Consider the following 13,208-nt stretch of genomic DNA (forward strand, 5'->3'; position numbering starts at 1 on the left):
TCCGCGCTCGCCCTGCTGCGATAGGCTTGCGCGAAACATGTCCGGAGGCGCTTCCATGGCCGCATTGACCGTCGCGCAGCTTTTCGCCGCCAAGGAGGAAGAGGCCGCGCGCAAGCGCGCCGAGGCCGAGGCCGCCGCCACCGCCGCCAAGGCCGAGCGCGAGGCCTTCGCCGAGAAGGTGATGACCTACAAGATCACCGAGGACGACAAGGCCCGCGCCATGTCGCGCATCGCCCGCGCCTTCGCCGAGGGCGAGAAGGAGCTGATGCTGGTGCATTTCCCCTCCGAGATCTGCACCGATGGCGGGCGGCGCATCAACAACCACCTCGAAGGCTGGCAGGAGACGCTGCCCGGCGCCTTCCACGACGTGTTCAAATGGTGGGAATCCGAGCTGAAGCCCGGCGGCTTCGGCTTCTTCGCGCGCATCATCAACTATCCGGGCGGCATGCCCGGCGATGTGGGCATCTTCATTACCTGGCCGCAGATGCAGGGCTGAACGCATGTCCCTCCGCACCCTGCCGACCACGCCCTTCGGCGACCAGAAGCCCGGCACCTCCGGCCTGCGCAAGAAGGTCGCGGTGTTCCAGCAGCCCCGCTATGTCGAGAATTTCCTGCAGGCGATCTTCGACACGGTCGGCCCGGCGCGCGCGGGTGCGACGCTGGTCATCGGCGGCGACGGCCGCTTCCTGAACCGCGAGGTCATCCAGGTGGCGCTGCGCATGGCGGCCGCCAACGGCTTCGGGCGGATCCTGGTGGGGCGGGGTGGGCTGCTCTCCACCCCCGCGGCCTCGGCCCTGATCCGCGCGTCGGGGGCGATCGGCGGGGTGGTGCTCTCGGCGAGCCACAATCCCGGCGGGCCGGACGGCGATTTCGGCATCAAGTTCAACATGGCGCATGGCGGCCCGGCGCCGGAGGATTTCACGAGTGCGATCCATCGCCGCACCACGGAGATCGCGCAGTATGTGACGCTCGACGCGCCCGACCTGGATCTGGAGGTGCTCGGCGCGACGCAACTCGGCGCCGCGCGGGTCGAGGTGGTGGATCCGGTGGCGGATTACGCGCTGCTGATGCGCAAGCTGGTCGATTTCGACCGCATCCGCGCGCTCTTCGCCGGCGGATTCCGCATGCGCTTCGACGCGATGAGCGCGGTGACCGGCCCCTATGCGAAGGAGATCCTGGAACGCCAGCTCGGCGCGCCGGCGGGGACGGTGGTGAATGCGGAGCCCATGCCCGATTTCGGCGGCCATCACCCTGACCCCAACCCGGTCAACGCCGCCGAGCTGATGGCGCTGATGATGGGCCCCGGCGCGCCCGATTTCGGCGCGGCCTCGGATGGCGATGGCGACCGCAACATGATCGTCGCCCCGGGGCTCTTCGTGACCCCCTCGGACAGCCTCGCGATCCTGGCGGCGCAGGCGCATCGCGCGCCGGGCTATGCGGCGGGGCTTGCGGGCGTCGCCCGCTCCATGCCGACCTCACGCGCCGTGGACCGCGTGGCCAAGGCGCGCGGCCTGGCGTGCTACGAGACGCCGACGGGCTGGAAATTCTTCGCCAACCTGCTGGATGCCGGACGGATCACGCTCTGCGGCGAGGAGAGTGCCGGGACGGGCTCGAACCATGTGCGGGAGAAGGACGGGCTCTGGGCCGTGCTGCTCTGGCTCGACATCATCGCCGCCACCGGCCAGCGGGCGGACGCCATCGTGCGGGCGCATTGGGCCGAGTATGGGCGCGACTACTACGCGCGCCATGATTACGAAGAAGTCGATGCGGCGGCCGCGCAGGGGCTGATGGCGGCGCTGCGCGGCAGCCTCGGGGGGCTTGTCGGGCAGCGCTTCGCGGGGCTGACGGTCTCGGCCGCCGATGACTTCACCTATACCGACCCGGTCGATGGCTCGGTGAGCGCGCAGCAGGGCGTGCGGGTGCATTTCGCGGAGGATGCGCGCGCGGTGTTCCGCCTGTCGGGCACCGGCACGGTGGGGGCGACGCTGCGGGTCTATCTGGAGCGCTTCGACCGGAACTTCGATCGCCCGGTGGCGGAGGTGCTCGCCCCCGTGGTCGCCGCCGCGCGCGCGATCGCGCAGATCGAGCGGCATACGGGGCGCAAAGAACCGTCGGTTATCACTTGAGAACCGGGAAGGGCGGGCCGCAAATCGGCCCGAGGCGCCGAATGGCGCCCGCCGCCAGTGCGGCGAGCCAAGGCCGCGGATGCGGCCGCCCGGCGCCTGAGGGCACCAAAAGACTCCATTTTTGATCGACCTTGTCGATCAAAAATGGGCCCGGAGGGACTCGAACCCCCAACCAAGCCGTTATGAGCGGCCCGCTCTAACCATTGAGCTACAGGCCCATATGGGATCGATGCATGGCAAGGCCGCGCGCCTCATGCAAGCCCGGCGAGCACCTTGGCCGTCGCGCCGCTGATCTCACCGAGCTTCTCGCCCGCCGCGCAGCGCGCCTGCACGCCCAACCCGCGCTCCTGCCGCGCGATGGCGGCGCGGGCCTCGGCCTCGGCTTCGCCGGGGGGCAGCACCAGCACGCCGCTCTCATCCAGCAGCACGGCGTCGCCCGGCATCACTACCACGCCGCCGATGGAAACCGGCACGTTCATCCGGCCGCCGAGGTCGTAGATCCGCGTGGTGATGGGCGCGAGGCCGCGGCACCAGAGCGGGAAGTCGCTCGCCTCGACCTCCTCCACATCGGTGCAGGGGCCATCGACGAGGCCCGCCTTGGCGCCCGCCGCCTTGGCCGCCACGGTCACGCCGCCGCCCCAGCAGGCGTGGCGGTCATCGCCCAGGCGATCCACCACCAGCACATCGCCCGGCCGCAGCAGCCCCAGCGCGTGGTGCAGCATGGTCGAGTCGGCACCGGGGATCTGCACCGTCACCGCCGTCCCCGCCACGCGCCGGCGCAGCAGACCCTGGATGCGCCGATCGACGAAACCCCAGTGCCGCCAATGGCCGACGGTCGCGGTTTCGGTCTGCTCCAGCAGCGCCACCACCTCGGCACTGAGCTGGCCGGGCATCTTCTCGACGACGTATTTCGGCATGGTCATTCCCTTCCGAGGGCGCGTGAAAATCCGACCAGCCGCTCCACGAGCAGAACGATGGCCAGGGAAACAAGGATCAGCACCATGGCGAGGGCCGCGACCAGCGGGTCGGTGCGGTTCTCGGCATAGCGGAACATCTCGACCGGCAGGGTGGACAGGCGCGGGCCCACCAGGAACAGGCTGATCACCGTCTCGTCGAAGGACACCAGGAAGCACAGCGCCCCCGCAGCTACCGCGCCCGGCGCGGCAAGTGGCAGGGTGATGCGCAGTGCGGCGCGCCAGCGCGTGGCACCCAGCGTCCAGGCCGCTTCCTCCAGGTCGCGCGGCACGGCGCCGAAGGCGGTGGCCATGATGCGCACGGCGAAGGGCACGGCGACCATCGAATGGGCCAGCACCAGCCCGGGCCAGGTGGCGGCGAGCTTCAGGGGTTGTAGCGCCAGCAGCAGCGCGAGCCCCAGCACCAGCGAGGGCAGCAGCAAAGGCGCGGCCAGGAAGCCCGCGATGGCGCCCCGGCCCGGAAACTCCAGCCGCACCAGCGCATAGGCGGCCGGCGCGCCGGCCAGAAGCGCGATGGCGGCGACGATCAGCGCCAGCGTGGCGGAGTTGCGCAGCGCGGCCATGAGTTCCGCATTGCCGAGCAGCGCCGCATACCAGCGCGTGGACAGGCCCGGCGGCGGGAAGGTGAGGAAATCCCCCGCCGAGAAGCTGATCACCGCCACCACCACGGCCGGCGCCAGCAGCAGCGTGTAGCCGGCGATGGCGCAGGCCTTCAGGATCCACCCAGTCTTCATGCCGCGCGCCTTGCCACCAGCGCGCGCAGCAGCATGGCCAGGATCAGCGCGCCGAGGAGCAGCATCGCCATCGCCGCCGCGGCCGGCCAATCCACCGTCTCCAGGGCGAGGTCGAAGATCTCGGTGGCGACGACGAACACACGCCCGCCGCCCATCAGCCGCGGCGTGACGAAGGCCGAGACTCCCAGCACGAAGGTCAGCAGGAAGGCGGCGAGCAGCGCCGGGAAGGCCAGCGGCAGCGTCACGCGCAGGAAGATGCGGCTGCGCGTCGCGCCCAGCGTGGCGGCGGCTTCCTCCAGCCTGGCGTCCAGCCGCCCGAGCCCCGCGATCAGCACCAGGCAGGCATAGGGCATCAGGCTCTCGGTCAGGCCGATCCGCACGCCGGTCCAGTTGTTGATCAGCCGCACCGGATCGTCGGTGAGACCGAGGCCCAGCAGCGCCCCATTGATCATCCCGCGATCCCCCAGGATCGCCATCCACCCCACCACCCGCGCCGTGCCCGAGATCAGCAGGGGCGCAATCGCCATCAGCGAGAGCACGCCCCGCCAGCGCGGCGGCGCGCTCCGGATCAGCAGGGCGACGGGCAGCGCCAGCGCGGTGGCGGCCAGCGCCGAGCTGGCGGCGAGGGTGGCGGTGTTGGTCGCCAGCTCCCAGGTGAAGTCATCGGTCGCGACCTTGGTGAAGGTCTCGAGGCTCAGCGCCTCCTCCATCGCGCCGAGATCGGTGGTGCGGTTGAGGCTGATGCGCGCCAGCAGCGCCACCGGATAGAGGAAACCTGCCGCCAGGATGGCCACCGCCGGCACAAGCAGCAGGTAGGCGATCATGCTGGAAAGACCCGCAGATCGGCCGCCCCGAAGCCGAGCGCGAGCACATCGCCCGGCTTCGCCGCGCCGGCCCGCGCGCCGCCGGGGATGTCGGCCAGCAGCCGCCCGGCCGGGGTTTCCAGCTCCAGCGTCACCACCTCACCCGTATAGGTCCGGCGCAGCACGCGGCCTTCCAGCGTGTTCTCCGCGCGCGCGCCCTCGGCCAGCGGCTGGAGGTGGTGCGGGCGCAGGAAGGCCTCGACCCGGCCCTGCAGCGCGCCCGTCTCAGCGCGCAGCGTCGCGCTGCCGGCGCGGATCAGCCCGGGGCCGGCGATCTCGGCCGGCAGGCAGGCGGCGCGGCCGACGAAGGTGGCGACGAAGCGGCTGGCGGGGCGCTCGAAGATCGCCTCGGGCGTGTCGAGCTGCTCGATCCGCCCCTGGTTCATCACGGCGACGAGGTCCGCCATGGCCAGCGCCTCGGTCTGGTCATGGGTGACGAAGACCGCCGTGGCGCCGAGGCGCTGCTGCAGGGCGCGGATCTCGTCGCGCACCTCCTCCCGCAGCTTGGCGTCGAGCGCGGAGAGCGGTTCATCCAGCAGCAGCAGGTCCGGGCGCGGGGCGAGGGCGCGGGCCAGCGCCACGCGCTGCTGCTGCCCGCCCGAGAGTTTTGCGGGTTTGCGGGCAGCAAGGTCGGACAGGCCGACCAGGGCCAGCGCCTCTGCCACCCTGCTCGCGCGCTCGGCGCGGGGGATGCCGCGCATCTCGAGCCCGAAGCCGACATTGGCCGCGGCGGTCAGGTGCGGGAACAGGGCGTAGCTCTGGAAAACGACGCCCATGTTGCGCTTGTGCGGCGGCAGCGCCGTGATGTCGCGCCCGCCCACGATGATGCGCCCGCCATCGGGGGGTTCGAGCCCCGCCACCATGCGCAGCGTCGTGGTCTTGCCACAGCCGGAAGGTCCGAGCAGCGCCAGCAGCGCGCCCTGCGGCAGGGACAGCGAAATGCCGTCCACCGCGGGGCGAGGCGTGCCTGGGAAGCGCCGGCTCAGCGCCTCCAGGACAAGGTGGCTCAACGGCCGGAGGCCGCGATCACCTCGCGCCGCCAGCGCTGGTTCCAGCCATCGCGCAGCCGCACCATCTCGGTCCAGTCGAGCGGGATGACGCGCGAGCGGAATTCGGGCGCCAGCGCCGTGCGGCCGAGTGCGGCGGCCGAGACGCGCGCGGTGGTGTTGGTGGGGCCGTAGAACATGCGCTCGGTGAAGGCGGTCTGGGCGTCGGCCGAGAGGGCGTGGCGGAGGAAGGCCGCGGCCTGGGCGCGGTTCTTCGAATTCGCCACGATGTTGATGGTGTTGATCTGGAACACCGTGCCTTCCTCGGGCAGCACCACGCCGATGCGGCCCTGCGACTGGTCGCGGTAGAGCTGCGCGCGGGCGTTCCAGCCCGTGGCGAAGCGCACCTGGTCGTTCAGGATCAGCGTGTAGCCATCGGGGTTCGGGTCGAAGGTCTGCACGGCGGGGGCGATCTCGCGCAGCCGCGGCATGGCCGCACCGATGTTGCGCCAATCGTTGGACGCCGCATGGGCCAGGATGGCCGTGACCGCCAGGCCCTGGATGTTGGGTGGCGCGGAAAGCGCGATGCGGCCGCGATGCTGCGGCTCCCACATCGCGGCCCAGCGCGTGGGGGCGGGGGTCACGGCGCGCGTGTCATAGACCATCACCAGGTGGTCATAGGTCACGGCCGGGCCGCAGGCGCCGCCCGAATCCCGCGCCTGCTGGTCGAGCTCCGCCAGGACGGGGAATTCGGCCGGGTTGAGGCGCTCCACCAGCCCCTCGGCGCAGGCGATGGCGGCGGTGGTGACGTCCATGATCACCACATCGGTCTGCGGGTCGGCGCGCTGGGCGCGCAGCAGGCCGAGCATCGCCGCCGAGGTGCCGCCGTCGAAATACTGCACGGCGGTGCCCGAGGCGGCGGTGAAGGGGGCGACGACGGTCTGGGTGTAGTTGTCGCGGAAGATCCCGGCATAGGCCTGGAGCGTCATGCGTCCTCCCGTCTGCTGCGCCTGGGCGGGCAGGGCGGTGAGGCCGAGGGCGGCGGCCAGCAATCCGGCCGCGGTGGCGAAGGCGCGCATGAGGGGAAGCTCCCGTCCGTGGTGGGCGGGAGCATCGCAAGGCTTTGGCCGCCTTGCCAAGCGCATCGGGCCTGTATTTGTGGCGGGCGTTGCCGGGCGCCCCGCCCCCCTGCTAACTGCCCGCCGCAGACGGCGCCATGGTGCCGAAACCCCGACCGAAGGTCCCGAGCGATGAATCTGGCGAACATCCCCACCGGCAAGGCGCCCCCGCATGACGTCAACGTCGTGGTGGAGATCCCGCAGGGCAGCCAGGTGAAGTACGAACTCGACAAGGACAGCGGCGCGGTGGTGGTGGACCGCTTCCTGTTCACGCCGATGGCCTATCCGGCCGCCTATGGCTTCATCCCCGGCACGCTGGCCGATGACGGCGACCCGGCCGATGTGCTGGTGCTGACCCCCGCCCCGGTGGTCCCTGGCTGCGTCATCCGCGCGCGCCCCATCGGCGTGCTGCACATGGAAGACGAGGCCGGTTCGGACGAGAAGCTGGTCTGCGTGCCGCATGACAAGGTGCATCCGATGTATTCGGGCATCAGCAGCGCCGAGGAACTGCCGCACATCACCCGCGCCTCGATCGAGCATTTCTTCGCCACCTACAAGGACCTCGAGAGCGACAAGTGGGTGAAGGTGAAGGGCTGGGGCTCCGCCAGCGAGGCCGCCGACATCATCCTGAAGTCCATGGCGGCCTATGAGGCCTCGAAGGCCTGAAAAATCGTGCTGGCGCCTGCTTTGCGGCGGGTTGCCAGCCTTGGGTCTTGCGGCCAAGCTTCCCCGATCACCGGTTTGTGGGGGCACATCGCGCGGTTTCCGCTGCGCTGATCCCACCCCACAACCGGCACGCGCATAACCAAGGGGAGGGTGGTTGCCTTGATGACGTTATCGATATTGCTGATCCTCGCGCTGGGTGGTCTTGCGATCGCCTACAGCGTGGTGACAGCAAAGGACGTGCTCAGCCGGGACCCCGGCAATGAGCGCATGCAGGAGATCGCCAAGGCGATCCAGGAAGGCGCTTCGGCCTATCTGAAGCGCCAGTACCTGACCATCGGCATGGTCGGCGCCGCGCTCTTCGTGGTCATCCTTGTGGCCTTCGGCTTCGGTGCGCATGCCTTCGTGGTGGCGATCGGCTTCGTCATCGGCGCGGTGCTCTCCGGCGCGGCCGGCTTCATCGGCATGAACGTCTCGGTGCGGGCCAATGTGCGCACGGCGCAGGCGGCCACCCAATCCCTCGCGGCGGGCCTCGACCTCGCCTTCAAGTCGGGTGCGATCACCGGCATGCTGGTGGCGGGCCTCGCGCTGCTGGGCGTGGCGGCATACTTCCTGATCCTGGTACCGATCGCCGGACTCGCGCCCAACAGCCGCATGGTGATCGACGGGCTGGTCGCGCTGGGCTTCGGCGCCTCGCTGATCTCGATCTTCGCGCGCCTGGGCGGCGGCATCTTCACCAAGGGTGCGGATGTGGGCGGCGACATGGTGGGCAAGGTGGAAGCCGGCATCCCCGAGGATGACCCCCGCAACCCCGCCACCATCGCCGACAATGTGGGCGACAATGTCGGCGACTGCGCCGGCATGGCGGCCGACCTCTTCGAGACCTATGCGGTGACCATGGTGGCCACCATGGTGCTGGCCGCGATCAGCTTCAGCGATGAGTGGCGTGTGGCGGGCATGCTCTTCCCGCTGGCCATCGGCGCGGTCTGCGTCGTGACCTCCATCGCCGGCACCTATTTCGTGAAGCTGCCGGCCAACAACTCGATCATGGGCGCGATGTACCGCGGCTTCATCGTCACCGGCATCCTGTCGCTGGCGGTTCTGCTGCCGCTCGCCTTCATCGTCTTCGGCTTCGGCAAGGTGACGGTGGGCGGGCACAGCTTCGGCGCCTTCGCGCTGTTCCTCTGCGGCGTGGTGGGCCTGGCGGTCACGGCCGCCATCGTCTGGGTGACGGAATACTACACCGGCACGCAGTTCCGCCCGGTGCGCTCCATCGCCGAGGCCAGCCAGACCGGCCACGGCACCAACGTGATCCGCGGCCTGGCGGTCTCGATGGAGAGCACCGCCCTGCCGGCGCTCATCATCATCGCGGGCGTGCTCTCGGCCTATGGGCTGGCGGGTCTCTACGGCATCGCCATCGCGACCACGACGATGCTGGCCCTGGCCGGCATGGTGGTGGCGCTCGACGCCTTCGGCCCCGTCACCGACAATGCCGGCGGCATCGCCGAGATGGCCGGCCTGCCCAAGGAGGTCCGCGTCTCGACCGATGCGCTGGACGCGGTGGGCAACACCACCAAGGCGGTCACCAAGGGCTACGCCATCGGCTCGGCGGGCCTGGGTGCGCTGGTGCTGTTCGCCGCCTACACCCAGGACCTGAACTACTTCATCGCCAACCCGGCCACCTACCCCTACTTCGCCGGGCTCGGGGTGATGAATTTCAGCCTCTCCGACCCCTTCGTGGTGGTCGGGCTGCTGTTCGGCGGCCTGCTGCCCTACCTGTTCGGCGGCATGTCCATGACCGCGGTCGGCCGTGCGGCGACCGCGGTGGTGGAGGAGGTCCGCCGGCAGTTCCGCGAGAAGCCGGGCATCATGACCGGCGCGGACAAGCCCGATTACGGGCGCGCGGTGGACATGCTCACCAAGGCGGCGATCCGGGAGATGATCATCCCCTCGCTGCTGCCGGTGCTCTCGCCCCTCGTCGTGTTCTTCGTGATCCTGGCGATCGGCGGCAAGGCGGCGGCGTTCAGCGCGCTGGGCGCGATGCTGCTGGGCGTGATCGTCACGGGTTTCTTCGTCGCGGTCAGCATGACCACCGGCGGCGGGGCCTGGGACAACGCCAAGAAATACATCGAGGAAGGCCATTTCGGCGGCAAGGGCAGCGATGCCCATAAGGCCGCCGTGACGGGCGACACGGTGGGCGACCCCTACAAGGACACCTCCGGCCCGGCGGTGAACCCGATGATCAAGATCACGAACATCGTGGCACTGCTGCTGCTGGCCTTCCTGGCGCATTGAAATTGGGCGCACGAAGGCTTTGCCTTCGTGCCCCTCAGACGCCGGGCGCCGCGCATCCGCGCGGCTCGGCTCCGCCGCACTTGCGGCGGCGGCCGTTCGGGCGCTCGGCCGGCCAAGGCCGGCCGCGAGGCCTGCCCGGTTTCTTTTGACTTGACCCGGATTAGGGGGCGGCGGGGGCAACCTCGCCGCCTTTTTTCGTGCTTTTCTCCCGTGGTCGCGAAAATCGCGCCGGAAATGCCCAGCCAGGGTCCGCAGCCGCCCCAGACGTGTTGCCGCACCGCAATACGCATGGTATGGCGCCGCCGCCGCAACCGGGGGGCGCCGGCGCGCTGACATGAGCGCGGCCGTTCTATGCGCCGCCCAGAAATCAGGACCGGGACCGCCTTGGCCTCCGCCGCGACCACCGCCACCACCGCCTCCCAGCAGGCGCCGAACCCGACCGGGTTCGCCGCGCGCTATGCCCTGGCGCTCCTCGGCATCGCCGACGACCTCCGCCCGACCGATCCGGGCGCGGCCGACCGGATCGGCGCCGACCTCGACCGCCTTTTCGCGCTGTGGCGCGAGGATGAAGGCTTCCGCGCCTTCATCGGCGACCCCCGACTCGACGCCGGTGCTCAGCGCCGCGGCGCCTTCTCGATCATCGACCGCCTGGGCCTCGGCAAGGAGGTCCGCAACCTGGTGGGCGTGCTGATCGTGAACCGTCGCCTGGGCAGCCTGCCCGCGGTGGCGGAGGCCTTCGGCCAGCAGCTCGCCGCCCGGCGCGGCCTGCAGACCGCCGTGGTGACCACGGCACACCCGCTCTCGGCCACCCAGCGCGCCCAGATCGCCGCGCGGCTGACCGAGGCCGGATTCTCCGGCGTGCAGCTCGCCGAGCAGGTTGACCCCGCCATCCTGGGCGGGCTCATCGTGCGCATCGGCTCGCGCCTCTACGACAATTCACTCAAGTCCAAGCTGCAGCGCCTGCAGTTCGCCATGAAGGGGGCCGCCTGATATGGACATCCGTCCTGCCGAAATCTCCGAGATCCTGAAGAGCCAGATTTCGGGTTTCGATGCCGAGGCCAATGTCGCCGAAGTCGGCACCGTGCTGACCGTGGGTGACGGCATCGCCCGCGTCTATGGCCTGCAGAACGTCATGTCCGGTGAGCTGGTGGACTTCCCCGCCGCCGGCATCAAGGGCATGGCGCTGAACCTCGAGACTGACAATGTCGGCGTCGTGATCTTCGGCGACGACAAGGGCGTGAAGGAAGGCGACACGGTCAGCCGCACCGGCGAGATCGTCGATGTCGGCGTCGGCAAGGGCTTCCTGGGCCGCGTCGTGGACGCGCTGGGCAACCCGATCGACGGCAAGGGCCCGATCCACGCCGACAAGCGCATGCTGGTCGAGGTGAAAGCGCCGGGCATCATCCCGCGCAAGTCGGTGCACGAGCCGATGCAGACCGGCATCAAGGCGATCGACGCGCTGATCCCGATCGGCCGCGGCCAGCGCGAGCTGATCATCGGCGACCGCCAGACCGGCAAGACCGCCGTCATCATCGACACCATCATCAACCAGAAGGTCGCCAACCAGGCCGCCGGCAGCGACGACAGCAAGAAGCTGTTCTGCATCTACGTGGCCATCGGCCAGAAGCGCTCGACCGTGGCGCAGCTGGTGAAGACGCTCGAAGAGAACGGCGCGATGGAATACTCCATCGTGATCGCCGCCACGGCGTCCGATCCCGCGCCGATGCAGTTCCTTGCCCCCTACACTGGCTGCACGCTGGGCGAGTACTTCCGCGACAACGGCATGCACGCCGTGATCTTCTATGACGACCTTTCCAAGCAGGCCGTCGCCTATCGCCAGATGTCGCTGCTGCTGCGCCGCCCGCCGGGCCGCGAGGCCTATCCGGGCGACGTGTTCTACCTGCACTCGCGCCTGCTCGAGCGCGCGGCGAAGATGAACGACGATTTCGGCGCCGGTTCGCTCACCGCGCTGCCGGTGATCGAGACGCAGGCGGGCGACGTCTCGGCCTACATCCCGACCAACGTCATCTCGATCACGGACGGCCAGATCTTCCTGGAGACGGAACTGTTCTTCAAGGGCATCCGCCCCGCCGTGAACGTCGGCCTCTCGGTCTCGCGCGTCGGTTCCGCCGCGCAGATCAAGGCGATGAAGCAGGTGGCCGGCAAGATCAAGCTGGAGCTGGCGCAGTACCGTGAGATGGCGGCCTTCGCGCAGTTCGCCTCGGACCTCGACAGCACCACCCAGGCGCTGCTGGCGCGCGGCGCGCGCCTGACCGAGCTGCTGAAGCAGCCGCAGTACAAGCCGGTGCCGGTCGAGGAGCAGGTGGCCTCGATCTTCGCGGGCACGCGCGGCTATCTCGACCGCATCCCGGTCGGCAAGGTCGGCGAGTTCGAGCGGCAGTTCCTCTCGGACCTGAAGGCGCGCGCGCCGGAGATCCTGACCGCGATCCGCAACGATCGCGAGATCAAGAAGGACACCGAGGCCAAGCTGATCGCCTTCCTCGACGATTTCGCCAAGAATTTCGGCTGAGGCCGCGGGGACCGGACCATGCCCTCGCTGAAGAGCCTTCGCGCGCGGATCACCTCGGTGAAGTCGACGCGGAAGATCACCCAGGCCATGAAGATGGTGGCCGCGGCGAAGCTGCGCCGCGCCCAGACGCAGGCCGAGGCCGCCCGGCCCTATGCCGAGCGGATGGAGCGCATGCTCGCCTCGCTCGGCGCCTCCGTCGCCGGCAGCCCGGATGCGCCGAAGCTGCTGGTCGGCACGGGCAAGGACCAGGTGCACCTGCTGGTCGTCGTCACCGGCGACCGCGGCCTGGCCGGCCCCTTCAACACCAATGTCGGCCGTTTCGCCCGTGCCCGCGTGCGCGAGCTGGAGCAGGCCGGCAAGTCGGTGAAGCTGCTCTGCGTCGGCCGCAAGGGCGCGGCCTTCCTGAAGCGCGAGCTGGGCAGCCGCGTGGTGGATGAGATCAGCTTCGCGGGCAAGAAGCGCGTCGGCTTCGAGGACGCGCAGGACATCGCGCACCGCATCACCGCCATGCTCGATGCCGGCGAGTTCGATGTCTGCACGCTGGTCTACAACCGCTTCCGCAGCGTGATCAGCCAGGTGCCGACCGGCCAGCAGCTGATCCCGACCCAGCTGCCCGAGGCCGCCGCCGCCGATGCCGCGTCCGGCGCGCAGGCGCTCTATGAATACGAGCCGGGCGAGGAGCAGATCCTGGCCTCGCTGCTGCCGCAGAACCTGGCGATCCAGGTCTATCGCGCGTTGCTGGAGAATGCCGCGGGCTTCTTCGGCAGCCAGATGAACGCGATGGACAACGCCACGCGCAATGCCGGCGAAATGATCAACAAGCTCACCCTCAATTACAACCGCACCCGACAGGCCAACATCACCAAGGAGCTGATCGAGATCATCTCCGGTGCCGAAGCCGTCTGAGCAGGGAAATCGC

12 protein-coding genes and 1 tRNA gene are annotated in these 13,208 nt (G+C 69.7%); 7 read left to right on the top strand and 6 right to left on the bottom strand.

Going from position 1 to position 13,208, the window contains the following annotated elements:
- The first annotated feature begins 55 nt into the window (after positions 1–55).
- Entirely contained in the window at positions 56–496 is a 441-nt protein-coding gene (locus tag AC2D9U_RS16445) for a hypothetical protein (RefSeq protein ID WP_484751023.1), read from the top strand.
- Between the two features lie 4 nt (positions 497–500).
- Entirely contained in the window at positions 501–2,126 is a 1,626-nt protein-coding gene (locus AC2D9U_RS16450; RefSeq protein ID WP_484751025.1) for an alpha-D-glucose phosphate-specific phosphoglucomutase, read from the top strand.
- Positions 2,127–2,271: 145 nt separating this feature from the next.
- On the opposite strand, the gene AC2D9U_RS16455 is transcribed toward AC2D9U_RS16450, so the two are convergent.
- From AC2D9U_RS16455 to AC2D9U_RS16480, 6 genes are all read right to left on the bottom strand, one after another.
- Positions 2,272–2,344, bottom strand: a tRNA-Ile gene (locus AC2D9U_RS16455).
- A gap of 33 nt (positions 2,345–2,377) precedes the next feature.
- Positions 2,378–3,049, bottom strand: coding sequence for an RraA family protein (locus AC2D9U_RS16460; RefSeq protein WP_484751027.1), 672 nt, complete (start codon positions 3,047–3,049; stop codon positions 2,378–2,380).
- The gene (locus AC2D9U_RS16465; protein ID WP_484751029.1) at positions 3,046–3,834 is read right to left on the bottom strand and encodes an ABC transporter permease; all 789 of its coding nucleotides are present in this window, start codon (positions 3,832–3,834) and stop codon (positions 3,046–3,048) included. Before AC2D9U_RS16465 ends, AC2D9U_RS16460 begins: the two co-directional genes overlap by 4 nt.
- Positions 3,831–4,658 (bottom strand): ABC transporter permease, encoded by an 828-nt coding sequence (locus AC2D9U_RS16470; RefSeq protein ID WP_484751032.1) that lies wholly within the window; start codon positions 4,656–4,658, stop codon positions 3,831–3,833. The genes AC2D9U_RS16465 and AC2D9U_RS16470 overlap by 4 nt, the downstream gene beginning before the upstream one ends.
- Positions 4,655–5,707, bottom strand: coding sequence for an ABC transporter ATP-binding protein (locus AC2D9U_RS16475; RefSeq protein ID WP_484751034.1), 1,053 nt, complete (start codon positions 5,705–5,707; stop codon positions 4,655–4,657). The genes AC2D9U_RS16470 and AC2D9U_RS16475 overlap by 4 nt, the downstream gene beginning before the upstream one ends.
- Positions 5,704–6,762 (bottom strand): ABC transporter substrate-binding protein, encoded by a 1,059-nt coding sequence (locus AC2D9U_RS16480; protein ID WP_484751036.1) that lies wholly within the window; start codon positions 6,760–6,762, stop codon positions 5,704–5,706. Before AC2D9U_RS16480 ends, AC2D9U_RS16475 begins: the two co-directional genes overlap by 4 nt.
- Positions 6,763–6,933: 171 nt before the next feature.
- Between AC2D9U_RS16480 and ppa the strand changes: the two genes are divergently transcribed.
- From ppa to AC2D9U_RS16505, 5 genes are all read left to right on the top strand, one after another.
- Entirely contained in the window at positions 6,934–7,467 is a 534-nt protein-coding gene (ppa, locus tag AC2D9U_RS16485) for an inorganic diphosphatase (RefSeq protein ID WP_484751037.1), read from the top strand.
- Positions 7,468–7,629: 162 nt separating this feature from the next.
- Positions 7,630–9,759, top strand: a complete 2,130-nt coding sequence (locus AC2D9U_RS16490) for a sodium-translocating pyrophosphatase (RefSeq protein WP_484751040.1) — start codon at positions 7,630–7,632, stop codon at positions 9,757–9,759.
- A gap of 384 nt (positions 9,760–10,143) precedes the next feature.
- Positions 10,144–10,749: an ATP synthase F1 subunit delta gene (gene atpH / locus AC2D9U_RS16495; protein ID WP_484751043.1), complete on the top strand. Its 606-nt coding sequence runs from the start codon at positions 10,144–10,146 to the stop codon at positions 10,747–10,749.
- 1 nt (position 10,750) lies between these two features.
- Complete coding sequence (atpA, locus tag AC2D9U_RS16500; RefSeq protein WP_484751045.1) at positions 10,751–12,289, top strand: F0F1 ATP synthase subunit alpha; 1,539 nt, start codon at positions 10,751–10,753, stop codon at positions 12,287–12,289.
- An 18-nt stretch (positions 12,290–12,307) separates the two neighbouring features.
- Positions 12,308–13,195 (top strand): F0F1 ATP synthase subunit gamma, encoded by an 888-nt coding sequence (locus AC2D9U_RS16505; RefSeq protein ID WP_484751046.1) that lies wholly within the window; start codon positions 12,308–12,310, stop codon positions 13,193–13,195.
- Positions 13,196–13,208: the final 13 nt, after the last annotated feature.

This window comes from Roseomonas sp. TF40, from assembly GCF_057219975.1.